This window comes from Bradyrhizobium sp. NAS80.1 (assembly GCF_001908205.1).
GTDB lineage: Bacteria > Pseudomonadota > Alphaproteobacteria > Rhizobiales > Xanthobacteraceae > Bradyrhizobium.
The window spans coordinates 18833-43112 of sequence record NZ_LGHL01000234.1 but is presented as its reverse complement, the minus strand read 5'-3'; the positions used below and the strand labels follow the sequence as shown (position 1 = coordinate 43112).

Below are 24280 nucleotides of genomic sequence, written 5' to 3'. Positions count from 1 at the left end.
ATGACGCTTACAGACTTCCTCCCGAAGGACGTCAGTCTCACCATCGCGATGGCGCTCTGCGCCGTCGCTTTCGTCTCGGGCACCGCGCGCGGATTCTCCGGCTTTGGTTCGGCCCTGATCTTCATGCCGCTCGCGAGCAGCGTGGCGCCGCCACGGCTGGTCGCGGCGCTGCTCCTCGTCATCGATTTCGTCGCGGCGGCGCCGCTGCTGCCGGACGCGTGGCGGAAGGCCGACCGCAAGGCCACCGCCGTGATCGTGCTGGGCGCGCTGGTCGGCGTGCCCGTCGGCACCTATTTCCTCAGCGTGCTCGAACCGGTCACCACGCGCTGGATCATCTCCTGCTTCGTCGCGGCGCTCCTGCTTCTGCTGCTGTCGGGCTGGCGCTATCGCGGCAAGGATCACGCATGGCTCTCGGTCGGCATCGGCGGCCTTTCAGGCTTCTGCAGCGGGCTGGCGCAAACCGGCGGCCCGCCGATCGTCGGCTATTGGCTCGGCCGCCCGATCGCGCCGATCGTCGCGCGCGCCAACATTTTGCTGTTCTTCGGCGCGTCGGATTTCTTCTCGATGATCAGCTACGCGACGACCGGACTGATCTCGCGCGAATCGCTGGTGCTCTCGCTGATCGTCGGTCCGGTCTATGCGCTCGGCGTCGCGTTCGGCGCCTCGCTTTTCGGACGCGCCAGCGAGAAGGTGTTTCGCGCGATCTGCTACGGGCTGATCGCGATGGCAGTCATCGTCGGGCTACCGGCTTTGGACGGCATATTGCGCTGACAAGCCCGGCCTTCGCGGGAGCAGCCACTAGCGCGGCCGCGGCACCCGACGCTTCTTGGTCGACTGCGTCGGCACCTCGGTGGACTCGTCCCTGATCGCGCCGATCTTGCGGAGAGCTGCGTCCGCGGCGCGTTCGCCGCTTTCCCAGGCGCCGTCAACGGTGCCCCACAGCGTCTCGTGCGTGGCTTCGCCGGCAAGGAACACATTGCCCATCGGCTCGGTCAGGATCCTGCGCGAGAGCTGGCCGCCGGGAGCAGCCGCCGACATCGCACCCATGACATAGGGCGAAGCGTTCCAGCGCGTCGCGCTGGTCTTCTGCACGGCGGCGGCAGCTTCGCTGCCGAACAGTTTTGTGATCCATTCCTTGGCGAAGGCCACCATTGCCTTCTCCCCCTGCTCGGAGAGATCGCGGCCGAACGAGCCGCCGACATCGATCGAGCACAGCGACGAGCCGCCGATATTGGCGAACAGCAGCGCCGTGCGCGTCGAATTGCTCTGCTCGATGAGGACGTCGTCGCGCGACAGGCCGAGCGGATTGCCCGGCAGTTGCAGCACGATGTGATCGTAGCTGCCGAGGGTGAGCTTTGACGCGGCATCGAGCGTGCGCTTGGGGATATCGGGCGCGAATTTGATGGCGCCTGCGGTGAGCACGTTGGTCGAGACCGTGACGATGGCGGCGCGGGCGGCGATCTTGCCGGCTTGCGTCTCCACGCTGACGTCGCGATTGCTCCAGACGATCCGGCTCGCCGGCGTCGACAGCGCGACCGGCGCCTGCTCGCCGAGCTTCGTGATCAGGGTCCCCAAGCCCTGGCGGCAGGCGATCGCGGAATTGCGATCCTGCGCGCGCGCCTTGTCGATCGCCGACAGCTCCTTCAGATCCTTGCCGGCAAAGCTCGGGCCCAGCACGAACTCGACCGCGCCGGCCCAATCGCCGAGATCCTTCGGCAGCACGGATGCGCAAGAGCTATCCAGCCTGCCGCGCGCGGCCTCATCGATCGCGCGGTTGGCACGCACCAGCGCCGCCAGAAACTCCTCGGTCTCGCCCGCGCGCGCGTTACGGCGGCCGATGCGCATCTTCTGGCCTGAGGGCGCCTGAAGCACCTCGAGCCCGACGCTGCGCGCCAGCCTGACCATCGGATTGGTCTCCGGGTTGTGCATCCAGCGCGCGCCGCGGTCGAACGGCGTGTCGAAGGTCGTGCTGTCCGTGATGCAGCGGCCGCCGATCTGCGATGCCGCTTCCAGCACCACGACCTTGCGATTGGCCGCCATGACGCGCCGCGCCGCGGCGATTCCCGCAGCTCCCGCGCCGATCACGACAATGTCAGCGTCGCGCGGCAGGGGTGCGGCCGTGGCGCGCAGGACCGGCATCGCGGCAAGGCCCGCCGACGCCGAAAGGAAACCGCGCCGCGTGATTGTCATGTCATGGTTTCCGGGAACTTGCGACGAAAGGGAACAGCCAGCGAACCTTGCTGCATCTGGTCTGGCACGGCAACCATCGTGGTGAATCAATCGTGCTTGATCTCACAGAACGATGAACTGAATTGCAACACGTTTCGACCATGATAGAGAATGGATAAAAAGGCGGCCGGAATAGGCCGTGGGGGAGTTCGACATGGGGACGGTCTTAGATTCAGTCGGCAAGCTGATTGCCGCGTACCTCTCGAAGGAGGTGCCGGGCTACGAGCCGTTCACGCCAAGCGACCCGGAACATCTGCGCGGCGTCATCGAGCCGGGCGACGTGCTGCTGGTCGAGGGCAATAACCGCATCTCCGGTATCATCAAGTATCTGACGCAGTCGACCTGGTCGCATGCCGCGCTCTATGTCGGCCCGGTCGAGGGTGCGGAAGAGCCCAACGGCGAGCCGCATCTGCTGATCGAGGCCAATATCGGCGAAGGCGTTACCTCCGCACCGCTGTCGAAATATTTCCCGTATCACACCCGGGTCTGCCGTCCGGTCGGGCTATCCTATGAGGACCGCACCACGGTCTGCCGCTATGCGATCAACCGCATAGGCTTCGGCTATGACACCAAGAACATCATCGACCTCATGCGCTTCCTGTTCCCGCTGCCCGTGCCGCAGCGCTGGCGGCGGCGCATGATTGCGATCGGCTCGGGCGATCCGACCAAGATCATCTGCTCGGCGCTGATCGCACAGGCCTTCGATGCCGTGCGCTACCCGATCCTGCCGAAGATCACCAAGGCCGGCAGCCGCGCCGCCCGCCGCGAGATCCTGCACATCCGCGATTCCTCGCTCTACATGCCCCGCGACTTCGACATCTCGCCCTATTTCGAAGTCGTCAAACCCACCATCGTGCACGGCTTCGACTACACGGCCCTGCATTGGGCCGACAAGCAGAAGCCGCTCGAGGAGGTAGCGGCCTCGTTCGGTGTGTTTCCAGAAACGTTCAGTTCGCCGCCGCTCGTTCCTGAAGCGATTGACGAAGAAGCGCCGGTTGAAATTTCGGCTGCAGAAATGACGGGTGCGGCCGCGGAGCCGGCGAACGCCGACACGACAGAGCATTTCCCGCTACTGAAGAAGCTTGAGATGTACCCCCCGAGGAGCCGCGGCCGCGCGCGCGAAATCGCGGCGTAGCCCCACTGTCGTCCCTGCGAACGCAGGGACCCATATCGCGTGAACTATCGGGTCCGGGCGGTAGAGGTACCGAACAGCCAATCTTCGCCAAACCTCTCCCTGGGGTTATGGGTCCCTGCGTTCGCAGGGACGACGTCCGGGAGAGATATCGCGTCTCACTACGCCGTGATTGCGAGCGCAGCGAAGCAATCCAGAGTCTTTCCGCGGTGACAGTCTGGATTGCTTCGTCGCTGCGCTCCTCGCAATGACGGACGAATACTAACCTACCGCTCCGCCCGTCCGATCACCGCCATCAACTCCGCAATCTTCTCGCGCTGATCGGCCTTGTCGCCGCTTGCGATCGCATGCTCGACGCAATGGGCGACGTGATCCTTCAAAACCTCCTCCTCGACCCGGCGCAGCGCAGCACGCACCGCCGAGATCTGCGTCACGATATCGATACAGTAACGGTCCTCCTCGACCATTTTCGAGAGGCCGCGAACCTGGCCCTCGATCCGGCCGAGACGTTTTCCGACAGATGCCTTGATGTCCTTGCGCATGGGGTCTATATACCCCTACCGGGTATAGGTTACAAGGCCGAAGAGCATGGAAATGAACGACGCAGAACACAGACATCATCACGACACGAAGGCTCACTCCGGATGCGGCTGTTCCGCTCACGCCGCCCCGCCCGCTCCCAAGCCCGCGGCCTCGTCCTGCTGCGGCGGACACGGCGATCATGCCGGCCATTCGCAGCATCACGGCCATAACCATGGCGCAGCCGCGAAAAAGGTCCTTGATCCCGTCTGCGGCATGACGGTTGATCCGGCGACCTCAAAACACCGCTTCGACCATCACGGTGAGACCTTCCATTTCTGCTCGGCCGGCTGCAGCACAAAATTCGCCGCCGATCCCGCCAAATATCTTGCCAAGGACAAGGCCCCCGAGCCCGAGATGCCCGCTGGCACGATCTATACCTGCCCAATGCATCCGGAGATCCGCCAGGTCGGTCCGGGAAGCTGCCCGATCTGCGGCATGGCGCTGGAACCGGAAGTGGCGAGCCTGGACACGGGACCCAATCCCGAACTCGCCGACATGACGCGGCGGTTCTGGATCGGCGGCGCGCTGGCGCTGCCGGCCGTGGTGCTGGAGATGGGCGGCCACCTCGCAGGCCCGCATAACTGGATCGATCCGACGCTGTCGAACTGGATCCAGCTCGTCTTCGCCACGCCCGTGGTGCTCTGGGCCGGCTGGCCGTTTCTGGTCCGCGGCTGGCAGTCGCTGCTCACGCGCAATCTCAACATGTTCACGCTGATCGCGATGGGCACAGGCGTTGCCTATGTCTACAGCCTGATTGGCACCATCGCGCCGCAGATATTCCCTGCAACCTTCCGCGGCCATGAAGGCGCGGTCTCGGTCTATTTCGAGGCCGCCGCGGTCATCACCGTGCTTGTGCTGCTCGGCCAGGTGCTGGAGCTGCGCGCCCGCGATGCGACATCGGGCGCGATCAAGGCGCTGCTGCAGCTCGCGCCGAAGACCGCGCGACGCGTCGATGCCCACGGCAACGAGCACGAGGTCGAGATCGATTCGCTGCATGCCGGCGATTCCTTGCGCGTCCGCCCCGGCGAGAAGGTGCCGGTCGACGGCATCATTCTCGAAGGCCGTTCCTCGCTCGACGAATCGCTCGTGACAGGCGAATCAATGCCGGTCACCAAGGAGACTGGCGCAAAGGTGATCGCCGGCACGCTCAACCAGTCCGGCAGCTTCATCATGCGCGCCGACAAGGTCGGGCGCGAGACATTGCTGTCGCAGATCGTGCAGATGGTTGCGGACGCGCAACGCTCGCGCGCGCCAATCCAGCGCCTGGCCGACCAGGTCGCGGGCTGGTTCGTCCCGACGGTCATCGCCGTCGCCATCGTCGCCTTCGCCGCCTGGTCCTGGTTCGGGCCGGAGCCGCGGCTGGCTTTCGGCCTGGTCGCCGCCGTCAGCGTGCTGATCATCGCCTGCCCCTGTGCCCTGGGCTTAGCGACCCCGATGTCGATCATGGTCGGCGTCGGCCGCGGCGCGCAGGCAGGCGTGCTGATCAAGAACGCCGAGGCGCTGGAGCGGATGGAGAAGATCGACACGCTCGTGGTCGACAAAACCGGCACGCTGACCGAGGGCAAGCCCAAGGTGGTGGCGATCGTCCCGGCCGCCGGCTTTGCGGAAGATGATATCCTGCGGATGGCAGCCAGCGTCGAGCGCGCCAGCGAGCATCCTTTGGCCGACGCGATCGTGCGCGCGGCGAAGGAAAAGCAACTTGCTCTTGGGCAAGTCGAGCATTTTGACTCGCCCACCGGCAAGGGTGCGACAGGCAACGTCGACGGCAAGAGCATCGTGCTCGGAAACGCGAAATATCTGCGGTCGATCGGCATCGACACGACGGCGCTCGACGCCGAGGCCGAGCGCCTGCGCCAGGACGGCGCCACCGTGATCAACATGGCCGTCGACAACAAGCTCTCCGGCCTGTTCGCGATCGCCGATCCGGTCAAGGCCTCGACCCCGGAGGCGCTGAAGGCGCTGGCTGCCGAAGGCATCAAGGTCATCATGCTGACCGGCGACAACCGCACTACGGCTGAAGCCGTCGCGCGCAGGCTCGGCATCGCCGACGTCGAAGCCGAGGTGCTGCCGGATCAGAAGAGCGCGGTGGTGACGAAGCTGCAGAAGGCAGGCCGCAGCGTCGCCATGGCCGGCGACGGCGTCAACGACGCGCCTGCACTGGCCGCGGCCGAGGTCGGCATTGCCATGGGCACCGGCACCGATGTGGCGATGGAGAGCGCCGGCGTCACGCTGCTGAAGGGCGACCTCACCGGCATCGTCCGCGCCCGAAAGCTGTCGCAGGCGACCATGAGCAACATCCGGCAGAACCTGTTCTTCGCCTTCATCTACAACGCCGCCGGCATTCCGATCGCAGCCGGCATCCTCTATCCGACGTTCGGCGTGCTGCTATCACCGATCATCGCCGCGGCCGCGATGGCGCTGTCCTCGGTCAGCGTGGTCGGAAATGCGCTGCGGCTTCGCGCGACGCGGCTGTGAGCATGAAAGTGCCCTCCCTCGCCCCGCTTGCGGGGACGCGACGAGCTTGGCTCGCGCTGGGAGGGTTGGGGTGAGGGGGAGTCTCCACAAGGACGGTAAGAGCTGGACTCGCGGAGAGTCCCCCTCACCCGGAATTCAAGCTACGCTTGAATTCCGACCTCTCCCCGCACGCGGGGCGAGGTAAGAGAGAGCGGCGCCCGCGGAGAGGACCAGATGCAGCGAATTACGATCACGATCGAGGACGATCTGCTGGCGGAGATTGATGCTGCGGCGGAAGCGCGCGGCTACCAGAACCGCTCCGAGATCATCCGCGACCTCGCTCGCGCCGGCCTGCAACAGAGTACGGAAGACACCGCACAGACCGGCTCCTGCGTCGCCGGCCTTGTCTATGTCTACGACCACGCCGCGCGCGATCTCTCCAAGCGCCTGGTGCAGGAATTCCACGGCCATCACGACCTCGCGCTGGCGACCCTGCATGTGCATCTCGACGATAACAATTGCATGGAGATGACGGCGCTGCGCGGCGACGCCGCCGAAGTCAGGCATTTCGCCGACCACATCATCGCCGAACGCGGCGTACGCTACGGCCGCGTGGTGATGATCCCGACGGGCGAGGGAAAGACGGCGAAGGCGCGGAAGCACGGGCACCGGCACGAGTAGCAATGAGCTTGCGTGCCCCGGACGCAGCGCAGCGCTTCTTCAGCGATGCGCTGCAGAGCCGGGGCCCATCTCACCGCGAGCGCAAGCTACTAGGTTCCGGCTCGGCGGCGCGTCGGACCGGACGATGCTTCGCATCGCCGGGACATGCCGCGCCGCGTCCGGGACACGAGAACTGAGCCTCCCGCACACGGGGAGAGACCAAGAGCGTCTCACGTCGCCAGCAGATTCTGCAACGCTGCGCCGTCGGGAACGCCGAGGCCGGAGCAGGCGTCCCAGCCGGGGCCGGCCTTGTACATGCCGCGCAGGTCGCCGGTGATGTCGTTGTTGCCGACCGTGATGTCGCGGAACACGCCTTGCGCGTGCGAGGCGTAGATCAGCGGGTTGATGAAGCCGACGGTCTTGCCGAATTTCTTGGTCGTGGCCTCGTTGATGCGGGCGATCAATCCGGCCATCAAGGGCGCCACCGCGCTGGTGCCCCCGATCGTGGTCGCAACGCCGTTGAGGAAGATCTGGTAGCCGGTCGCGGGATCGGCGTCGCCGGCCACGTCAGGCACGCCGCGGCCGTTCTTCGGCACGTGGGCGTTGGCCTGATATTTCGGCTGCGCGAACATGACGCTGACGCCGCCACCGCCGGCGCCGTCCTGTGGCCCGCCGTTCCAGACCACTTCGTTGATGTGGCCGTTCGACGCCTTCAGATTGGTCCCGCCGCAGCCGAGCGCAAACGGGCTCGACGCCGGGAAGTCGGCGTGCGGCTTGCCGTCCCAACCCTGGCTCATGTCGGCCGAGCCATTGTCGCCGGAGGCGACGCAGACGGTGACGCCCATTGCGGCGGCGGCGCGGATCGCCTCGTTCAGGCCATCGACGAATTGCTGCGAGCTCTCCGGATCCTCCGGCCCGCCCCAGCTGATCGAGATCACCGACGGCTTTCGCGCGGTGTCGTGGACGGCGGCTTTCACCGCGTCGATGAAGCCGTTGGTGGTGTTGGGCGCGAAATAGACCACGATCCTGGCGCCGGGCGCGATCGCGCCGGCCACCTCGATATCGAGCACGACCTCGCCATCGGCGTCGGAATGGCCGGGCTTGTTGGCGCCGCCATCGACGCTCGCCGGCGCAATCTGCGGCATTGGGATACCCGCCCTCTTGAAGAAGGTGCGCAGATCGGACGTCTTGTAGCCGGCGCCCGTGGGATGGCCCTTCTGGTCGATGTCGTTGAGCTCGATGATGGCGATGCACTGGCCGGCTCCGGTCTCGCCGCCGGGGAAATTGTAGAGCTGGGCGATCTGCTCGACCGAGAAGCTGCCGCCCTGCCCGGCGCGCGCGGTTGCGCCCTTCTTGACTGACTGACGCCGGAAGTGGGGCTGCGCCACCGGCCGGTTGTCCAGGCCGTGCACGCCGACAACGATGTCCGCCAGATCAGCCGGGATCTGCACGCTGCCCTTGCGCATGCGATAGGTCGCGCCTTCATGCCTGACCTTGTTGAGCTTGACGCCGAAAGCCGCGCTCATCGCCTTCACCGTGCCGGTCAGCTTCACCGTGCGGGATGCCAGATGCACGCTCTTGACGTTGAGATCGTGATGATGCGCGAAGTCGTCGATCCTGGCGACGTCGCCGGGGTCGGCGCCCATCTGCTCGGCGAACTCTGCGCGCGAGAGATATTGCCGCTCACGCGGCGGTTGCGCACCGAGCGCCATGACCTGTTCGTCGTCGGCGGACTGCGCGCGCCTGCCGCGCACGCGAACGCTGATTTCGATTTCCTGCTTGGGATCTGCCGCACCGACGAGCTTGGCCCCCTTCGGCAGTTTCCGCGCGCTGTTCGTCAACGCGACGCGCTTGGTCGAGCTTGCCATGACTTCCTCCGTTTGTGACTGGAAGACAGATTGCCGCACCTCAACTATAGGTGTAATCCCAGCCGCGAATTGGTTCAGATACTGAGCGAAGTTTTTTTCAGCACGATCCTAGTTCAGCAGAGGAAATCCTCGGCAGGTCCAAATCGGCACGGAATTGGTCAGCATCGCCGACCATTCGACCTCTACGAATTCGATCTAAGATTGCAACCATCGGCTCACTTGGCCGACCAACATATGACGTTTGTCAAAATCATTTGGCGGAGATCACGCAATGCTTGCCGACCGCAAATGGGTTCAGAGAAATCTTGGTTTCGATCCGATCACGACACCGCCGCCGCGCGAAACCTTTGCGGTGAAGCGCATGGCGGATGCTGCAGCAAAGAAGACCGTAAAGGTCTCGGCGGAAGATTTTCAGCGCGAGATCATCGATTTCGATTCCGAATCGGCCGAGGGTCGCGAATTCATGGCCTTCTCGACCGCGAGCGGGCTGTCGCGCTTCACCGACATTCCCTGGCCGAAGGGGCTCGCGCCGCAGACCGGGCCGAAGCCGAAGGGCAATGGCAAGGGCCCGCTGCCCCGCGCCGACGTGCTGGTCGTGACCTGGACCGTCGACGAAGGCCACGCGCTCAGCCGCGTGCTGACGCCGGGCAAGGATTCGCGCAACGACTACATCGCCTACACGCATAATTACGCTGCCATCTCCAGGAAGATGCGCAACGGCTGTCCGGCCAAGGAGTTGAAGCGGCTCGGCACCTACTGGACCACGACGATCGGCAGGAAGAAGGTCGTCGTCTTCAAGTCCGATTCGCACATGTCGCAGGACGGCCCGCAGCTGCCGAATATCGACGTCTGGCGCCAGATCATCACCGAGGTGCAGCCGACGCTCGTCATTACGACGGGCACAGCCGGCGGCATCGGCAAGGAGTTCGAGGTCGGCGACGTCGTCGTCAGCCCGATCGTGTGCTTCGACTGCCTGTCGAAATTCAAGAAGCAGCCTTTCGCGCAGGAGCACTTCGCCAGCAGGCCCGCGATAACAAAGAAGTTCGCGCAGGCCAAGACGCTGTTCAAGGCCAATGCAGGGCAATTGCCCAAGGACAATACGAGGGCGCCGAAGATCTTCGTCGTGAAGCCGAGCGGCCTGCCATCCTCCGTGGTGACCACCGACTTCTTCGGCTTCGACACCTCCGACAATCATTTCCATCTTCAGGGGCTCGGCGACGTCTCCGAGATGGGCGACGCGATCCTCGGTCTTGTCGCCCAGGAGATGGGCGACAAGGCGCCGCGTTGGCTCGCGATCCGCAATGTCTCCGACCCGCAGATCAAGGCCGAGGGCACGCTGACAACAGGAGCAGGTCGCCGCCCAGATTTATAAGGGCTTCGGCCGCTGGAGCACGGTGTGCAGTGCCATCACCTGCTGGGCGACCATCGCCGCTGAGCGTTAGGGCATGAACCGGACCCGAAGGGCCGCGTTAGCGCAAAGTGTGACGCGGTTCTTCCCCGCGACAAACGCGGAACGCGTTGGCGCGGCGATCATGCCCAAGCAATAAAGCCGCAGGAACTGACGGGTCAGCCTCCCTTGCCGAAGCGACCTGGGGTGTCTACCTCTCGCGGGTGGTTTTCGTGAGAGGAACTTCCATGCTGGATGCCGCCGTGAAGGCGCTGTCGCAAATGCTGTCGCCGTGGATGCGCTCGATCCTGTGGCGATCGATCGGTGTCGCACTGGTGCTGATCACCGTGCTGGCGATCGGCTTGCAGCGGCTCCTGAGCTGGTTTGCAACCTATGGCGAGGTCTGGCTGGAAGGTCTGCTCGGGCCGAGCTGGCACTCATCCCTCGAGGTCCTGGCCTGGATCGTCTCAATCGCAGCCGGCCTCGGCGTTGTGCTCGGCGGCGTGTTCCTGATGCCCGCGATCACCTCGCTGGTGGCGAGCCTGTTCGTCGACGACGTCGCCGACATCGTCGAGCGTGAGCACTATTCGGCTGAGCGGCCGGGCGTCGCGCTGCCCTTCAACCAGGCTATCCTCGAGGGCGTCAAGACCGCGCTGCTGACGATTTTGGTTTATCTCGCCGCGCTGCCGCTGGTGTTTTTCGCCGGCGCCGGCTTCCTGATCTTCTTCCTCGCCGCCGCATGGCTGCTCGGGCGCGAATATTTCGAGCTTGCGGCGATGCGCTTCCGCTCACCGGAGGACGCCAAGGCCATGCGGCGCGACAATGCCGCCACCATCTTCACTGCCGGCCTGTTCATCGCGGCCTTCGTCTCGATCCCGATCGTCAACCTGGCGACGCCGATCTTCGGCATGGCGTTCATGGTCCACATGCACAAGCGCCTGTCCGGACCGCGCCCCGAGCTGATCGAGCCGGCGCGGCAGATGCGGTGACGGAAGACTCCCTCAGACCGTCTTCTCCGGCCATCGGCAGAGATCGTTGATCAGGCAGACCTCGCAGCGCGGCTTGCGCGCGAGGCAGGTATAGCGGCCGTGCAGGATCAGCCAATGATGGGCATGCAGCATGAACTCGGCCGGGATCACCTTTTCGAGACCAAGCTCGACTTCGAGCGGCGTCTTGCCGGGCGCGAGCCCCGTGCGATTGCCGACGCGGAAGACATGCGTGTCGACCGCCATGGTGTGCTCGCCAAAGGCCATGTTGAGCACCACGTTGGCGGTCTTGCGCCCGGCGCCGGGCAGCGACTCGATCTCGGCCCGCGTGCGCGGCACTTTTCCGCCGAACTCGCTGAGCACCTTTGCCGACAGGGCAATGACGTTCTTTGCCTTGGTACGGTAGAGACCGATGGTCTTGATGTATTCGCGCAAGGACTCTTCGCCGAGGTCGAGCATCTTCTGCGGGGTATCGGCAACTTTGAACAATTCGCGCGTCGCCTTGTTGACCCCGGCGTCGGTCGCCTGCGCCGACAGCACCACGGCGACCAGTAGCGTGAACGGATTGACGTGCTCGAGCTCGCCTTTCGGCTCGGGATTGGCCTTGCGGAAACGGCTGAAGACTTCGTGGATCTCGGCCGGCGTCCAGGGTTTTATAGCCTTGAGCGATTTCTTCGCGGGAGCCCTTGGCCTGGCAACAGTCGCCTTTGCCTTTTTCTTCGGAACGGGCGCTTTGCGCGGGGCCGGCTTGCGGGTGATTTTCGCCATGATCGGGATATACTGAGGGACGATGAGCACAGGCAACGAAATTGAGCGCGAGCGCGAGGTGCAGATCTTCTCGGCGATGCTGACGCCGCACCGCTCGCTGAACCGCACCGGCTTCCTCGCCGTGATGCTGTTCCTGAGCGTCGTCAGTTTCGTCACCGGCCTCGCTTTCCTGATGATGGGAGCCTGGCCTGTGTTCGGCTTCTTCGGCCTCGACGTGCTGGTGATCTGGTGGGCCTTCAAGGTCAATTTCCGCGCCGCGCGGGCGAGCGAGCAGATCGTGGTGACGCCGTCGGAATTGCGCGTGCGCCGGGTCAGCCATCGTGGCCATGTCGCCGAATGGACGTTCAACCCGCTCTGGGTCCGGCTCGACCAGGAGGTCGACGAGGATTTTGGCCTCGAACATCTCTACCTGATCTCGCGCGGGCACCGGCTGCAGATCGCCGGCTTTTTGGGACCCGAAGAAAAGACGAGCTTTTACAAAGGCTTGGTCGAGGCATTGAACGCCGCGAGGCGTGGCCCGACCTACAACCCAATCTCCTGATTTCGTATCAGAAATCGGGTGGTTTCGCGCCCGCCCCTCTCCTACATTTCCGGTCATGATGACACTCGCCATACATGACCAGCGCCTGGCCAGGCCGGGCCACCAGAACGCCGCGCTGCGCGATTATGACTCCGTGCGCCGAGCGATCGCGTTCATCTCGGAGAACTGGCGCGCGCAGCCGACCATCGAGGCGATGGCAGATGCTGCCGGCGTCACGCCGGATGAGCTGCACCATCTGTTCCGCCGCTGGGCCTCGATCACACCGAAGGCCTTCATGCAGGCGCTGACGCTCGATCATGCCAAGGGACTCCTGCGGGACTCCGCCAGCGTCCTCGATGCCGCGCTCGACTCGGGCCTCTCGGGCCCCGGCCGGCTGCACGATCTCTTCGTCACGCACGAAGCGATGTCGCCGGGCGAATGGAAGAACGGCGGCGCGGGCCTCACCTTGCGCTACGGCTTCCATCCCTCGCCCTTCGGCACGGCGATCGTGATCGCGACCGATCGCGGCCTGTCGGGTCTTGCCTTTGCCGATCACGGTGAGGAGAAGGCAGCGCTCGCCGACATGACGCGGCGTTGGCCGAAGGCCACTTACGTCGAAGATCACGAGGGCACAGCGCCACTGGCGCAGCGCATCTTCGACACCAAACTGTGGCGGCCGGATCAGCCGCTGCGCGTGGTGATGATCGGCACCGATTTCGAGGTGCGGGTCTGGGAGACGCTGCTGAAGATCCCGATGGGCCGCGCGGTGTCCTATTCTGACATCGCCTGCAACATCAACAACCCGAAGGCCTCGCGCGCCGTCGGCGCCGCCGTCGGCAGGAACCCAGTCTCGTTCGTCGTCCCCTGCCACCGCGCGCTCGGCAAGAGCGGCGCGCTCACCGGTTACCACTGGGGCGTCACCCGCAAGCAGGCGATGCTGGGCTGGGAGGCCGGGCAGCTGGGGATGCAGTAGGTCTGCTGCCGTAGGGTGGGCAAAGCGAAGCGTGCCCACCATGCATCAGCGATCGCGGGAGAATGGTGGGCACGGCGCTATGCGCCTTTGCCCACCCCACGGCTATGCCGTTTGTGGCGAAGCCTAGCCCGCCAGATCCAGCTTCGACGCCACGGTCGAATCCGCATTGAGCCGGTAGATGATCGGCACGCCGGTGGCGAGCTCGCGCTTCAAGATACCTTCGGGCGAGAGCTTTTCCAGCACCATGATCAGCGCGCGCAGTGAATTGCCGTGGGCAGCAACGAGCGTGCGCTTGCCGTTGAGCACGCCGGGCAAAATCTCCTGCACGTAATAGGGCAGTGCGCGCGCCAGCGTGTCCTTCAGGCTTTCGCCGCCGGGCGGCGGCACGTCGTAGGAGCGGCGCCAGATCAGGACCTGGTCCTCGCCCCATTTCTTGCGAGCGTCGTCCTTGTTGAGGCCGGACAGATCGCCATAGTCGCGCTCGTTCAGCGCGAGGTTCTTCGATGTCGGCAGGCCCTCCTGGCCGAGTTCGCCGAGGATGAGATCGAGCGTGTGCTGCGCGCGCGTCAGCACCGAGGTGTAGGCGACGTCGAACACGAGGCCCTGCGCCTTCAGCTTGCGGCCGGCTTGCTTCGCCTCGGTCACGCCGAGCTCGGTGAGATCGGGATCCTTCCAGCCCGTGAACAGGTTCTTCAGATTCCATTCGCTCTGGCCGTGACGCACGAGCACGAGAAGACGTTCGCTCATTGACTGCTTTCCATTCAGGTTATTGTTTGAGCATGATCTTGTCGGAAGACCGCTTCGCACTTTGCGCTAACGCGGCCCTTCAGGTCCGGATCATGTTCCGGCTGGTTCAGATGTCTGCGAGGCCGAGCACGTCGGCCATAGAGTAGTGCCCCGGCTTCTTGCCGTGCGCCCACAGCGCCGCCTTCAGCGCGCCGTGCGCGAACAGCATGCGATCTTCGGCGAGGTGCGACAGCGTCAGGCGCTCGAACGGGCCGAGGAAGGTCACGCTGTGCTCGCCCGCGACGGTGCCGCCGCGCAGGGACGCGAAGCCGATGTTGCCGGGCTTGCGTGCGCCGGTGATGCCGTCGCGGCCACGCTCCGAATGCTCATCGAGCGGGATGCCGCGGCCGGCCGCTGCGGCCTGGCCCAGCATCAAAGCGGTGCCGGAGGGCGCATCGACCTTCATGCGGTGGTGCGTTTCCACGACTTCGATATCGAAGTTCTCGTCGAGCGCCTTGGCGACACGCTTGACCACGGCGGCAAGCAGGTTGACGCCCAGGCTCATATTGCCGGACTGCACCACGACCGCGCGGTTTGTCACGCTCTTGATCACGGCGTTGTCGGAGGCTGACAGACCGGTGGTGCCGATGACATGTACGATGCCGCGCTCGGCGGCGATCGCGACATTGGCGATGGTCGCGGCCGGCACGGTGAAATCGAGGATGCCGTCGGCCTCCTTCGACATCGCCCAGAGATCGGCGGAAAGCGTGATGCCATTGGCAGGCAGGCCTGCGAGCACGCCGGCATCCTTGCCGAGCAGTTCCGAGCCCGGCGCCTCCAGCGCGCCAGCCAGTACCGCGCCTTCGGTGTCGGCAATCGCCCGCGTCAGTGCGCGGCCCATCCGGCCGCCGGCTCCAGCAACAATCAAGCGCATGTCGGACATGGTGTGATCCTCTTCGGGGCCGTTGTAGCGGGGGGATGCAGTTCCGGCAACCGAGGGACCAAAGGCCGGCATTCCTGGGCGATGCGGCGCATCGAACCCGGAATCCAGAGGTGGTGGCGCGAGATTCCGTGTTCGCCCTTCGGGCGCCCCGGAATGACAGCGTCTGGTGTCGTGGAAACCCTACGACGGCTGCGGGCCGTCATAGCCCTCGATGATGATGAGGTCGGCGATCGAGTGCGGCTGGCGCACCTTGATGTTGGCCTGGTATTCCGGCGAGTTGTAACAGGCGATCGCGGTCTCGTAATCCGGGAATTCGATCACGACGTTGCGGGTGCGGCTGGCGCCTTCGACGGTGGTGAACTTGCCGGCGCGAACGACGAAGCGGCCACCCCATTTCTTGAAGATCGGACCGTTGGCGACGGCATACGGCTTGTAGCCCTCGTCATTGTTCACGTCGACGCGTCCGATCCAGTAGCCCTTTGCCATTGTTCTTCTCCCTGGTTGTTGCCACCTATTTGAGCATGATCTGATCGGAAAACCGCCGCGCACTTTGCGCTAACGCGGTCCTTCGGATCCGGATCATGCTCTAGCCAAGCGCCTGCGCGATCTCGGCCTGGATGGCTTCAGCGATCGCCCTGGGGTCCGTGGCTTCCACCACCGGCCGCCCGACGACGAGATAATCGGCGCCCGCAGTGATCGCGCGGCCCGGCGTCATGATGCGCTTCTGGTCGCCGGTCGCCGCGCCAGCCGGCCGGATGCCGGGCGTCACGAGGTGCATCTGGTGGCCGACGATCTTGCGAAGGCCACCGACCTCCTCGGGCGAGGACACGAGCCCGTCGATGCCAAGCACCTGCGCCTGCTGCGCGCGCGCCTCCACCAGCTCGGAGACGCCGAGCCGGTAGCCGGCCGCGTGCAGATCGTCCTCGTTGTAGGAGGTCAGCACCGTCACGGCGAGGATCTTCAGGCCAGAGCTGCCGCGGCCTTCGACGGCGCCCTTCATGGTCTGCGGATAGGCGTGCACGGTGAGGAAGGTTGCGCCGAGCTTCGTGATGCTCTCGACGCCTTGCGTCACGGTGTTGCCGATGTCGTGCAGCTTGAGATCGAGAAAGACCTTCTTGCCCTTGTCGGCGAGCTTGCCGACCAGCGGCAATCCGCCGGCATAAGCCAGCCGATAGCCGATCTTGTAGAAGCTGACGCTGTCACCGAGCCGGTTGACCATCGCCTCCGCGGCATCAACGCTCGGCAAATCGAGCGCGACGATCAGGCGGTCCTTCGGGGCGATTTCGGCTGGCGTCATGTCACCTCACATCATGCGTTGGGAAATGTCGATCAACTGCCGCACCAGCTCCTTCAGTGCGTCGATATCGGACTGGTTCTTGAGCCTGTCCATATCGTCATAGGCCTGGTCGGCAAAGGCGAGCGTGAGCTGGCTGGCAATCACATTGGCGTGGCAGGAGGTCAGGATCAACCGCAACGCCTGCAGCGCGCGGGCAGCGCCCAGCCGGCTCTGCGAGGCGCCTGCGAGCGCGAAGGCGCGGTTGCGAAACACCTCGCCGCGCGCCTCGTGTGGGTCCTGCACGCGGCTGACCCAGTCGATCGCGTTCTTGAGCAGCGGCGGCACCGAGGCATTGTATTCGGGCGAGACGATCAGCACGCCATGATGCGTGCCGATCATGCGCTTGAGATTGACAGCGTGCTTCGGCACGCCGGACTTGGCCTGAAGATCGCCGTCATAGATCGGCAGCGGAAAATCGGCGAGCGAGATGCGGGTGACGTCAACGCCGGCCTGGGCGAATTCATAGGCCGCGACCGCCGCCAGTTTCGCATTGTGCGAACCGGTGCGCAGCGAGCCGGGAATGATCAGGATTTTTGGTGCGGGCATCCGATCCAATGCGTTCGGCGAAACGAGCCCGCCGCGCAAAGAGGGACGCCGGCGGAATTAGTCCTTGCGATACACCCAGACGCGGGCCGGCGGAAGGTTCATCCAGATCCGTTCCGAGGCCTCTGTGGACACGCCGGGCAACGATTTCGGGATCGGCGGCACGACCGCATAGGTGAACTGCACGAAGGGCGCGCCGGGCGCGAGCGCCGTGAAGGCGTCGCGGATCAGCCGCAGCCGCGTCAGCATCGGCTTGGTCACTAGCGGCAGGCCGGAGACCACGGCGGAGGCGGGCGCGCTCAGCACGTTCCAGAGCGTATCGCGCAGGCGGTAAGCATCGCCCTGCACTACCTTGGCCTGCGGATAGCGATCGCGCAGCAGAGCGCAGAAGCCGGGATTGTATTCGACGAGGACGAGGCGCTTCTGGTCGACGCCGCGTTCGATCAGAGCGGAGGTGATGGCGCCGGTGCCGGGCCCGAGCTCGACCACCGGTGCATCGGAGTCGACATCGACGTAATGGGCCATGGTCCGGGCGAGGAGCTTGCCCGAAGGCATCACCGCACCCATGTGCAGTGGCTTTTCGATCCACGACCTGAGGAAACGCACCTCATCATCGAGACGAGGCTTCTTCAACGCACGCGCAGACGATGGCAATGGCATGTCAGGACCAGAGGGACCGCGCGACTGCGGCATGTCAGAAAATGGTCATAAAGACGTATAGGCCGCAGGCGATACGGTCAAGACGGGTCAGTTGGCTCGATTACCGAAGAAATCCTTGACCTTGGCGAAGAACCCCTCGGATTCCGGCTGGGTATTGCCGGAGGAGAGCTTTTCGAACTCGGCCAGCAATTCCTGCTGCTTCTTGGTGAGATTTTGCGGGGTCTCGACCACGACCTGGACATACATGTCGCCCGTCTGGCGCGAGCGCAGCACCGGCATGCCCTTTGATGCAATGCGGAATCGGCGGTTCGACTGGGTTCCGGCGGGCACCTTCACCTTGGCCTTGCCCTTGTCGATGGTCGGCACCTCGAATTCGCCGCCGAGGGCGGCCGTCACCATCGAAATTGGCACGCGGCAGTGCAGATCGGCGCCGTCGCGCTGGAAGAACTGGTGCTGGGCCAGCGACAGGAAGATGTAGAGGTCGCCCGGTGGGCCGCCGCGGACGCCCGCCTCGCCTTCGCCGGCGAGCCTGATCCTGGTGCCGTCCTCGACGCCGGGGGGAATGTTGACCGACAGCGTCCGCTCGCGGGTGACACGGCCCTGGCCGGAGCAGGACGGGCAGGCGTCCTCGATCATCTGGCCGCGGCCCTGGCAGCCCGGGCAGGTCCGTTCGAGCGTGAAGAAGCCCTGCGACTGCCGCACGCGGCCGGCGCCGCCGCAGGTCGAGCAGGTCTTCGGCTTCGTGCCAGCCTTGGCACCGATGCCCGAGCAGGCCTCACAGGTGACCGAGACCGGGATCTCGATCTGCGCGGTCTTGCCGCCAAAGGCTTCCTCGAGCGTGATTTCCATGTTGTAGCGCAGGTCGGCACCGCGCTCGCGACCGCCGCGGCCGCGCTGCCCGGCCATGCCGAACAGGTCTTCGAAGATGTCGGAGAAGGAGGAGGCGAAGCCCGCGCCGAAGCCGGCGCCGCCACCGGGGCCACCCTGCTCGAAGGCGGCGTGGCCGAAACGGTCATAGGCCGCGCGCTTGTCCTTGTCTTTCAGGACCTCGTAGGCCTCGTTGATTTCCTTGAACTTGACTTCACTGCTGTTGTCCCCGGGATTGCGGTCCGGATGGAACTTCATCGCCAACTTGCGGAAGGACGATTTCAGCTTGCCCTCGTCGGCGTCGCGTTCAACTTCGAGCGTTTCGTAGTAACAGCGCTTGGTGGACATGTCTGACTCGGTCTATCCAATCGCGATCTAGGTCGGCGACGAATGGCGTCGCCACGCGACGATATAAGCAGCCTTCGGCTTTGCGGCAGAGGGCTGCACAGCGGCATTCAACATAACGGCTGGGAATTGATCGATCGTAACGGGCGCCTGGCCCGTCGAGCCCGACACGACGGCCTCCCCCGGGAGGGAGGAGGCCGATAGTACGTGTGGGGTCCAAGCCGTCCGCATCATTACCCTCTTGGGGTTCAGGCGGACTTCTTGTTGTTCTTGTCGTCGTCGACCTCGGTGAATTCCGCGTCGACGACGTCGTCCTTCGCAGCGTCCTTGGCCGCATCGGCCTCGGCCTGCTGCTTGTACATGGCCTCGCCGAGCTTCATCGAAGCCTGGGCCAGCGTGTTGGTCTTGGCCTTGATCGCCTCGGCATCGTCGCCCTTCAGCGCTTCCTTAAGATCGCTGACGGCATCCTCGATGGCGCGGCGCTCGCTCTCGGCGACCTTCGAACCGTGCTCGGCAAGCGCCTTCTCGGTCGAATGCACCAGGCCGTCCGCTTCGTTCTTGGCCGTAACCGCCTCGCGACGCTTCTTGTCCGCCTCGGCATTGGCCTCGGCGTCCTTGACCATCTTCTCGATATCGGCTTCCGACAGACCACCGGAGGCCTGGATGCGGATCTGCTGCTCCTTGCCCGTGGCCTTGTCCTTGGCCGAAACGTTGACGATGCCGTTGGCGTCGATGTCGAAGGTCACCTCGATCTGCGGCATGCCGCGCGGGGCCGGCGGAATGCCCATCAGGTCGAACTGGCCGAGCATCTTGTTGTCGGCCGCCATTTCACGCTCGCCCTGGAAAACGCGGATGGTGACCGCGTTCTGGTTGTCCTCGGCGGTCGAGAACACCTGGCTCTTCTTGGTCGGGATCGTGGTGTTGCGGTCGATGATGCGGGTGAACACGCCGCCCAGCGTCTCGATGCCCAGCGACAGCGGGGTCACGTCGAGCAGCAGCACGTCCTTGACGTCGCCCTGGAGCACGCCGGCCTGGATCGCGGCACCGATCGCCACGACTTCGTCCGGGTTGACGCCCTTGTGCGGCTCCTTGCCGAACAGCTGCTTCACGACTTCCTGGACCTTCGGCATGCGCGACATGCCGCCGACCAGCACGACTTCGCCGATCTCACCGGCGGTGACGCCGGCGTCCTTCAACGCCTTGCGGCAGGGCTCGACGGTCTTCTGGATGAGATCATCGACCAGCGCCTCGAACTTGGCGCGGGTGAGCTTCATCGTCAGATGCTTCGGGCCGGTCTGGTCCGCGGTGATGAAGGGCAGGTTGATCTCGGTCTGCGTCGTCGACGACAGCTCGATCTTGGCCTTTTCAGCAGCTTCCTTCAGGCGCTGCAACGCGAGCTTGTCGTTGCGCAGGTTGATGCCCTGCTCCTTCTGGAACTCGTCGGCCAGATAACCAACGAGGCGCATGTCAAAATCTTCGCCGCCGAGGAAGGTGTCGCCGTTGGTCGACTTCACCTCGAACACGCCGTCGCCGATTTCGAGAATCGAGATATCGAACGTGCCGCCGCCGAGGTCGTACACGGCGATCGTGCCGGCCTTGGTCTTGTCGAGGCCGTAGGCGAGCGCGGCCGCGGTCGGCTCGTTGATGATGCGCAGCACTTCAAGGCCCGCGATCTTGCCGGCGTCCTTGGTTGCCTGGCGCTGGGCGTCGTTGAAGTAGGCGGGAACGGTGATGACGGCCTGGTCGACCTTCTGGCCGAGATGGGCTTCCGCGGTCTCCTTCATCTTCTGCAGGATGAAAGCAGAGACCTGCGAGGGCGAGTAGGTCTGGCCGTCGGCCTCGACCCAGGCGTCGCCGTTGGAAGCCTTCACGATCTTGTACGGGACGAGCTTCTTGTCCTTCTCGACCATCGGGTCGTCGTAGCGGCGGCCGATGAGGCGCTTCACTGCGAAGAAGGTGCGCTCGGGATTGGTAACGGCCTGGCGCTTGGCGGGCTGGCCGACGAGGCGCTCACCGTCGTCGGTAACGGCGACGATCGAAGGCGTCGTGCGCATGCCTTCGGAATTCTCGATGACTTTGGCGTTCTTGCCATCCATCACGGCGACGCACGAATTCGTGGTGCCGAGGTCGATCCCAATGACCTTTCCCATGGTCCTGATATCCTTGTTTTTGCGGCAGGTTGGCTGGGCCCAGAAGGCACCCGATCCAAACCCCCTAAGATCAAACATCCGCGATATTGCGATGATTGAGGCTCATATAGGAGGGGGGGAGGGGCCCGCAAGGACCGAGCGCAAGTTTCGGCCGTGAAAACGTTGGGTTTTAGAACATCATATCCGGGCTCAACCGCCCTTGCGGGTGAGGAATTGTTAACAGGTTCAGGCCGCGGCAAACCCCCGCCACCGTGATCCGTCCCACCCTGTTACGGCAAGGCCAAACCCGCTAAAAAGGGGGGCGGCCGGATAGGCGCCGCAAGGCTGCTTCGCGCGACATAGCTGCCCGGTGGCACCATCGAACGGCCTCAATGTGAACCAATCAGAGTGCCCATGAAGCTGATCCGCCCCCTCGCTGCGCTCACCCTCCTCGTCGCCTCCGCGCTTCCGGCCGTTGCCGCCGACGCCGTTTTCCCGCCCGGGCTGCGCCTCGGCATGGTGCCTCTGATCGGCCTCAGCACGGCAAAGACCTTTCCGGGCTTTGAGAGCGCGGACGGCAGCGTCAAGGTGCTGATCACCGAGCTGCCGCCGGCGGCCTATGGCGAGGTCGTGGGCGCCTTCAATTCCAACCCTGCAGGCACCGGCGGCGTGAAGCAGGACAAGCTCGAGACACCCGCGGGCCTGGCCTATTTCACCACCGAGAGCGGCAAGGCCGGCGATACCCCGGTGAAGCGCTATTCGATGATCGTGCCGGGCGCCGGTTTCTCCGGCTATGTGGCGGTGCAGATCCCCGAGAACGCGACGAAGATCTACACCGACGAGGCGGTGCGGCAGATGTTTGCGAGCGCCGTCACCCGCAGGGAGGTATCCGCCGACGAGCAGATCGCGCTGATGCCGTTCAAGATCACCGATCTCGCCGACTTCAAGGACATCCGCACCCTGGCACCGGGCAGCAGCATCATCCTGGCCGACGGTAACGAGAGCACAGGCTATGAGTCGAAGCCGTTCATGCTCCTCGGCCTGATCGGCGCCACCCCGCAGCAGGCTGACGACCGCGCCCGCTTCGCCCAGGAGGCGGCGCTCCAGATCCCCGGCGTGCGCGAGTCCCGCATCACCATGTCCGAGCCGATCCGCATCAACGGCCAGCAGGGTTTTGAGACCCGGATCGACGGCGTCAGCGGCAAGGACAAGACCCCGGTGACAGTGGTGCAGTGGATTCGCTTCAGCAGCGGGGGCGCCTCGCTGCGCATCATCGCCAGCGCCCCGCGTGACCAGTGGCCGGCCGCCTTCACCCGCTTCCGCGCGGTGCGCGACGGCATCCAGCCGAAGGGGTAAGGCGAAGGCAGCGCAACACACTCGGTGTCATCCCCGCCTAGTGCGCAATTGCGCACGGGGGGCGGGGGATCCATACTGCGTGATCTCGCGGTTGCAGTCGGTCGCAGTCCCACGAAGAGTCTTCGCCAAATCTCTCCCTATTATGGATCCCGGGCTCGCGCTTTGCGCGCCCCGGGATGACGGTGATGTTGGGGTTGTGAGCCCAAGGGCTGGACAAAGCCGGTTGCATTTTCGGGCTTCTGTTCACGCACAAGCGGAACTAGGCTTCGCCTCCGTTGGGTTCATCCTGAGGGGAGGCGAACGATGCTTGATCGGCGACACATGTTGACGGCGCTTGGGACGACGGCGCTGGCTGCTCTCGCGCCAACCGCGCTCTTCGCGGCGACGTCGATCAAGCCGGACGACACGTCCGCACTGCTCGTGATCGACGTGCAAAACTGCTTCCTGCCCGGCGGCAGCCTCGCGGTGAAGGAAGGCGAGCAGGTCGTACCCGTCATCAACAAGATCGCAAAAGCATTCGGGAACGTGGTGATGACGCAGGACTGGCACACGCCCGGCCACGTCTCGTTCGCCTCGGTTCATTCCGGCAAGAAACCGTTCGAGACCATCGATCTTCCTTACGGCAAACAGGTACTGTGGCCCGACCACTGCGTGCAGGGCACCGACGGCGCCGCGCTGTCGAAGGACCTCGCGATCCCGCACGCCGAGCTCATCATCCGCAAGGGTTTTCACAAGGACGTCGACAGCTACTCGGCCTTTCTCGAAGCCGACGGCAAGACCTCGACGGGCCTTGCCGGCTATCTGAAGGGACGCAAGATCAAGCGCGTCTTCGTCGCCGGCCTGGCTACCGATTTCTGCGTCGCCTGGACCGCGCTCGACGCGCGCAAGGCGGGTTTCGAGGTCTATGTGGTGGAAGACGCCTGCCGCGGCATCGACACGCAGGGCTCGCTCGCCAAAGCCTGGGCCGACATGGCCAAGGCGGGTGTGAAGCGGATTCAGTCTGCAGATATCGCGGTGAGCGCGTAAGCGGCGCGTAAAATTGCAAGACCCTCATCCTGACGAGCGCGCCTCTTCGCGCGCGTCTCGAAGGATGAAGGCCGAGCTGAAAGACCCGGGCTGCATGGTTCGAGACGGCGCTGACGCGCTTCCTCACCATGAGGATTGATGGCTTACACCGCGCTGTTCGGCTCGTTGTTGTTGGCGGCAGGCGCGGCCTTCGCGCCGCCCTTGGCAACGCCGACCAAAGCCGGACGCAGCACGCGCTCGCCGATCGTGTAGCCGGCCTGAACGACCTGCACCACGGTGCCTGTCGGCACCGACGAATCGGGCACCTCGAACATCGCCTGCTGGAAGTTCGGGTCGAACTTCTGGCCCTGCGGATCGAACTTCTTCACGCCGTGCTTTTCCAGCGCGTTGAGCAGCGAGCGCTCGGTGAGCTCGACGCCCTCGATCAGCGCCGTCAGGCCGGGGTCGGCCGCGGCACGCGCCTCGGCCGGAACGGCATCGAGCGCGCGCTGGAGGTTGTCGGCGATCTCGAGCACGTCGCGGGCAAAGCCGGTGATGCCGTAGAGGCGGGCGTCAGCCACTTCCTTGGTGGTGCGCTTACGGAGATTCTCCATCTCGGCCAGCGTCCGCAGCGTGCGGTCGCGCGCCTCGGCGGCTTCCTTCTGCAACAATTCGACCGAGCCGGGCTCGGGATCGTCGGGCATGATGTAGGGCTTTGACACCACGGGCTCGCCGGTCGGCGGGGTCGTGTCGTCGGGCTGCCGGTCTCGATCGGTCATCGGCTCTGGTCTCGAACTCGTTTCAAGGGATT

23 protein-coding genes are annotated in these 24280 nt (G+C 64.8%); 10 read left to right on the top strand and 13 right to left on the bottom strand.

Annotated features, from left to right (window positions below; translation table 11 throughout):
• On the top strand, positions 1–771 hold the full coding sequence (locus tag AC629_RS39000) for a sulfite exporter TauE/SafE family protein (RefSeq protein WP_084810001.1): 771 nt from the start codon (positions 1–3) through the stop codon (positions 769–771).
• Positions 772–798: 27 nt separating this feature from the next.
• On the opposite strand, the gene AC629_RS38995 is transcribed toward AC629_RS39000, so the two are convergent.
• Positions 799–2190 (bottom strand): flavin monoamine oxidase family protein, encoded by a 1392-nt coding sequence (locus AC629_RS38995; RefSeq protein ID WP_084810000.1) that lies wholly within the window; start codon positions 2188–2190, stop codon positions 799–801.
• Positions 2191–2383: 193 nt separating this feature from the next.
• On the opposite strand from AC629_RS38995, the gene AC629_RS38990 reads away from it, so the two are divergent.
• Complete coding sequence (locus tag AC629_RS38990) at positions 2384–3364, top strand: YiiX/YebB-like N1pC/P60 family cysteine hydrolase (protein WP_084809999.1); 981 nt, start codon at positions 2384–2386, stop codon at positions 3362–3364.
• 263 nt (positions 3365–3627) lie between these two features.
• Here the strand turns inward: AC629_RS38990 and AC629_RS38985 are convergent, their stop codons facing one another.
• A complete protein-coding gene (locus AC629_RS38985) occupies positions 3628–3903 on the bottom strand; it encodes a metal-sensitive transcriptional regulator (protein ID WP_007598521.1) in 276 nt (91 codons plus the stop codon).
• A gap of 52 nt (positions 3904–3955) precedes the next feature.
• On the opposite strand from AC629_RS38985, the gene AC629_RS38980 reads away from it, so the two are divergent.
• Together AC629_RS38980 and nikR are read left to right on the top strand one after the other, a co-directional pair.
• Complete coding sequence (locus AC629_RS38980) at positions 3956–6418, top strand: heavy metal translocating P-type ATPase (RefSeq protein ID WP_084809998.1); 2463 nt, start codon at positions 3956–3958, stop codon at positions 6416–6418.
• A gap of 213 nt (positions 6419–6631) precedes the next feature.
• The gene (nikR, locus tag AC629_RS38975) at positions 6632–7078 is read left to right on the top strand and encodes a nickel-responsive transcriptional regulator NikR (protein WP_084809997.1); all 447 of its coding nucleotides are present in this window, start codon (positions 6632–6634) and stop codon (positions 7076–7078) included.
• A gap of 209 nt (positions 7079–7287) precedes the next feature.
• Here nikR and AC629_RS38970 read toward each other — a convergent pair whose 3' ends face one another.
• The gene (locus AC629_RS38970; RefSeq protein WP_084809996.1) at positions 7288–8925 is read right to left on the bottom strand and encodes a S53 family peptidase; all 1638 of its coding nucleotides are present in this window, start codon (positions 8923–8925) and stop codon (positions 7288–7290) included.
• Between the two features lie 271 nt (positions 8926–9196).
• Here AC629_RS38970 and AC629_RS38965 point away from each other — a divergent pair, with 271 nt between their 5' ends.
• Positions 9197–10297, top strand: coding sequence for a phosphorylase family protein (locus tag AC629_RS38965; RefSeq protein ID WP_245332134.1), 1101 nt, complete (start codon positions 9197–9199; stop codon positions 10295–10297).
• A gap of 263 nt (positions 10298–10560) precedes the next feature.
• Positions 10561–11301, top strand: coding sequence for a sulfate transporter family protein (locus tag AC629_RS38960; RefSeq protein WP_084809995.1), 741 nt, complete (start codon positions 10561–10563; stop codon positions 11299–11301).
• A gap of 12 nt (positions 11302–11313) precedes the next feature.
• On the opposite strand, the gene nth is transcribed toward AC629_RS38960, so the two are convergent.
• Positions 11314–12066 carry an endonuclease III gene (gene nth, locus AC629_RS38955; protein WP_084810011.1) on the bottom strand — a complete coding sequence of 251 codons (753 nt, stop codon included), beginning with the start codon at positions 12064–12066 and terminating at the stop codon, positions 11314–11316.
• Positions 12067–12088: 22 nt separating this feature from the next.
• Here nth and AC629_RS38950 point away from each other — a divergent pair, with 22 nt between their 5' ends.
• Together AC629_RS38950 and AC629_RS38945 are read left to right on the top strand one after the other, a co-directional pair.
• Entirely contained in the window at positions 12089–12607 is a 519-nt protein-coding gene (locus AC629_RS38950; protein WP_084809994.1) for a DUF2244 domain-containing protein, read from the top strand.
• 55 nt (positions 12608–12662) lie between these two features.
• Positions 12663–13559 carry a methylated-DNA--[protein]-cysteine S-methyltransferase gene (locus AC629_RS38945; protein ID WP_084809993.1) on the top strand — a complete coding sequence of 299 codons (897 nt, stop codon included), beginning with the start codon at positions 12663–12665 and terminating at the stop codon, positions 13557–13559.
• 123 nt (positions 13560–13682) lie between these two features.
• On the opposite strand, the gene AC629_RS38940 is transcribed toward AC629_RS38945, so the two are convergent.
• The 8 genes from AC629_RS38940 to dnaK form a co-directional block, all read right to left on the bottom strand.
• Complete coding sequence (locus AC629_RS38940; RefSeq protein ID WP_084809992.1) at positions 13683–14306, bottom strand: 2,3-bisphosphoglycerate-dependent phosphoglycerate mutase; 624 nt, start codon at positions 14304–14306, stop codon at positions 13683–13685.
• Between the two features lie 106 nt (positions 14307–14412).
• On the bottom strand, positions 14413–15228 hold the full coding sequence (gene dapB, locus AC629_RS38935; RefSeq protein ID WP_084809991.1) for a 4-hydroxy-tetrahydrodipicolinate reductase: 816 nt from the start codon (positions 15226–15228) through the stop codon (positions 14413–14415).
• Between the two features lie 180 nt (positions 15229–15408).
• Positions 15409–15714: a DUF1330 domain-containing protein gene (locus AC629_RS38930; protein ID WP_084809990.1), complete on the bottom strand. Its 306-nt coding sequence runs from the start codon at positions 15712–15714 to the stop codon at positions 15409–15411.
• A gap of 100 nt (positions 15715–15814) precedes the next feature.
• Entirely contained in the window at positions 15815–16525 is a 711-nt protein-coding gene (pyrF, locus tag AC629_RS38925) for an orotidine-5'-phosphate decarboxylase (protein ID WP_084809989.1), read from the bottom strand.
• 6 nt (positions 16526–16531) lie between these two features.
• Complete coding sequence (locus AC629_RS38920) at positions 16532–17110, bottom strand: NADPH-dependent FMN reductase (RefSeq protein ID WP_084809988.1); 579 nt, start codon at positions 17108–17110, stop codon at positions 16532–16534.
• Positions 17111–17167: 57 nt separating this feature from the next.
• A complete protein-coding gene (locus AC629_RS38915) occupies positions 17168–17767 on the bottom strand; it encodes a class I SAM-dependent methyltransferase (RefSeq protein ID WP_018323496.1) in 600 nt (199 codons plus the stop codon).
• Positions 17768–17854: 87 nt separating this feature from the next.
• Positions 17855–18982, bottom strand: a complete 1128-nt coding sequence (dnaJ, locus tag AC629_RS38910) for a molecular chaperone DnaJ (protein ID WP_084809987.1) — start codon at positions 18980–18982, stop codon at positions 17855–17857.
• Positions 18983–19227: 245 nt separating this feature from the next.
• A complete protein-coding gene (gene dnaK / locus AC629_RS38900) occupies positions 19228–21129 on the bottom strand; it encodes a molecular chaperone DnaK (protein WP_084809986.1) in 1902 nt (633 codons plus the stop codon).
• Between the two features lie 393 nt (positions 21130–21522).
• Between dnaK and AC629_RS38895 the strand changes: the two genes are divergently transcribed.
• Together AC629_RS38895 and pncA are read left to right on the top strand one after the other, a co-directional pair.
• Positions 21523–22464, top strand: a complete 942-nt coding sequence (locus AC629_RS38895) for a hypothetical protein (protein ID WP_084809985.1) — start codon at positions 21523–21525, stop codon at positions 22462–22464.
• Positions 22465–22767: 303 nt separating this feature from the next.
• Positions 22768–23490 carry a bifunctional nicotinamidase/pyrazinamidase gene (pncA, locus tag AC629_RS38890; protein WP_084809984.1) on the top strand — a complete coding sequence of 241 codons (723 nt, stop codon included), beginning with the start codon at positions 22768–22770 and terminating at the stop codon, positions 23488–23490.
• Between the two features lie 143 nt (positions 23491–23633).
• Here pncA and grpE read toward each other — a convergent pair whose 3' ends face one another.
• Positions 23634–24248 (bottom strand): nucleotide exchange factor GrpE, encoded by a 615-nt coding sequence (gene grpE, locus AC629_RS38885; RefSeq protein WP_084809983.1) that lies wholly within the window; start codon positions 24246–24248, stop codon positions 23634–23636.
• Positions 24249–24280: the final 32 nt, after the last annotated feature.

What these genes read in the sequence shown, in the direction of transcription:
- AC629_RS38960 (WP_084809995.1), top strand. Translation starts at nt 10,561, where the DNA reads ATGCTGGATGCCGCCGTGAAGGCGCTGTCGCAAATGCTGTCGCCGTGG.
- nikR (WP_084809997.1), top strand. Translation starts at nt 6,632, where the DNA reads ATGCAGCGAATTACGATCACGATCGAGGACGATCTGCTGGCGGAGATT.
- AC629_RS38915 (WP_018323496.1), bottom strand. Translation starts at nt 17,767, where the DNA reads ATGCCATTGCCATCGTCTGCGCGTGCGTTGAAGAAGCCTCGTCTCGAT.
- AC629_RS38995 (WP_084810000.1), bottom strand. Translation starts at nt 2,190, where the DNA reads ATGACAATCACGCGGCGCGGTTTCCTTTCGGCGTCGGCGGGCCTTGCC.
- AC629_RS38930 (WP_084809990.1), bottom strand. Translation starts at nt 15,714, where the DNA reads ATGGCAAAGGGCTACTGGATCGGACGCGTCGACGTGAACAATGACGAG.
- AC629_RS39000 (WP_084810001.1), top strand. Translation starts at nt 1, where the DNA reads ATGACGCTTACAGACTTCCTCCCGAAGGACGTCAGTCTCACCATCGCG.
- dnaJ (WP_084809987.1), bottom strand. Translation starts at nt 18,982, where the DNA reads ATGTCCACCAAGCGCTGTTACTACGAAACGCTCGAAGTTGAACGCGAC.
- dnaK (WP_084809986.1), bottom strand. Translation starts at nt 21,129, where the DNA reads ATGGGAAAGGTCATTGGGATCGACCTCGGCACCACGAATTCGTGCGTC.
- AC629_RS38965 (WP_245332134.1), top strand. Translation starts at nt 9,197, where the DNA reads ATGCTTGCCGACCGCAAATGGGTTCAGAGAAATCTTGGTTTCGATCCG.
- AC629_RS38970 (WP_084809996.1), bottom strand. Translation starts at nt 8,925, where the DNA reads ATGGCAAGCTCGACCAAGCGCGTCGCGTTGACGAACAGCGCGCGGAAA.
- grpE (WP_084809983.1), bottom strand. Translation starts at nt 24,248, where the DNA reads ATGACCGATCGAGACCGGCAGCCCGACGACACGACCCCGCCGACCGGC.
- AC629_RS38990 (WP_084809999.1), top strand. Translation starts at nt 2,384, where the DNA reads ATGGGGACGGTCTTAGATTCAGTCGGCAAGCTGATTGCCGCGTACCTC.
- pyrF (WP_084809989.1), bottom strand. Translation starts at nt 16,525, where the DNA reads ATGACGCCAGCCGAAATCGCCCCGAAGGACCGCCTGATCGTCGCGCTC.
- AC629_RS38945 (WP_084809993.1), top strand. Translation starts at nt 12,663, where the DNA reads ATGATGACACTCGCCATACATGACCAGCGCCTGGCCAGGCCGGGCCAC.
- AC629_RS38940 (WP_084809992.1), bottom strand. Translation starts at nt 14,306, where the DNA reads ATGAGCGAACGTCTTCTCGTGCTCGTGCGTCACGGCCAGAGCGAATGG.
- AC629_RS38920 (WP_084809988.1), bottom strand. Translation starts at nt 17,110, where the DNA reads ATGCCCGCACCAAAAATCCTGATCATTCCCGGCTCGCTGCGCACCGGT.
- nth (WP_084810011.1), bottom strand. Translation starts at nt 12,066, where the DNA reads ATGGCGAAAATCACCCGCAAGCCGGCCCCGCGCAAAGCGCCCGTTCCG.
- dapB (WP_084809991.1), bottom strand. Translation starts at nt 15,228, where the DNA reads ATGTCCGACATGCGCTTGATTGTTGCTGGAGCCGGCGGCCGGATGGGC.
- AC629_RS38895 (WP_084809985.1), top strand. Translation starts at nt 21,523, where the DNA reads ATGAAGCTGATCCGCCCCCTCGCTGCGCTCACCCTCCTCGTCGCCTCC.
- AC629_RS38950 (WP_084809994.1), top strand. Translation starts at nt 12,089, where the DNA reads ATGAGCACAGGCAACGAAATTGAGCGCGAGCGCGAGGTGCAGATCTTC.
- AC629_RS38980 (WP_084809998.1), top strand. Translation starts at nt 3,956, where the DNA reads ATGAACGACGCAGAACACAGACATCATCACGACACGAAGGCTCACTCC.
- AC629_RS38985 (WP_007598521.1), bottom strand. Translation starts at nt 3,903, where the DNA reads ATGCGCAAGGACATCAAGGCATCTGTCGGAAAACGTCTCGGCCGGATC.
- pncA (WP_084809984.1), top strand. Translation starts at nt 22,768, where the DNA reads ATGCTTGATCGGCGACACATGTTGACGGCGCTTGGGACGACGGCGCTG.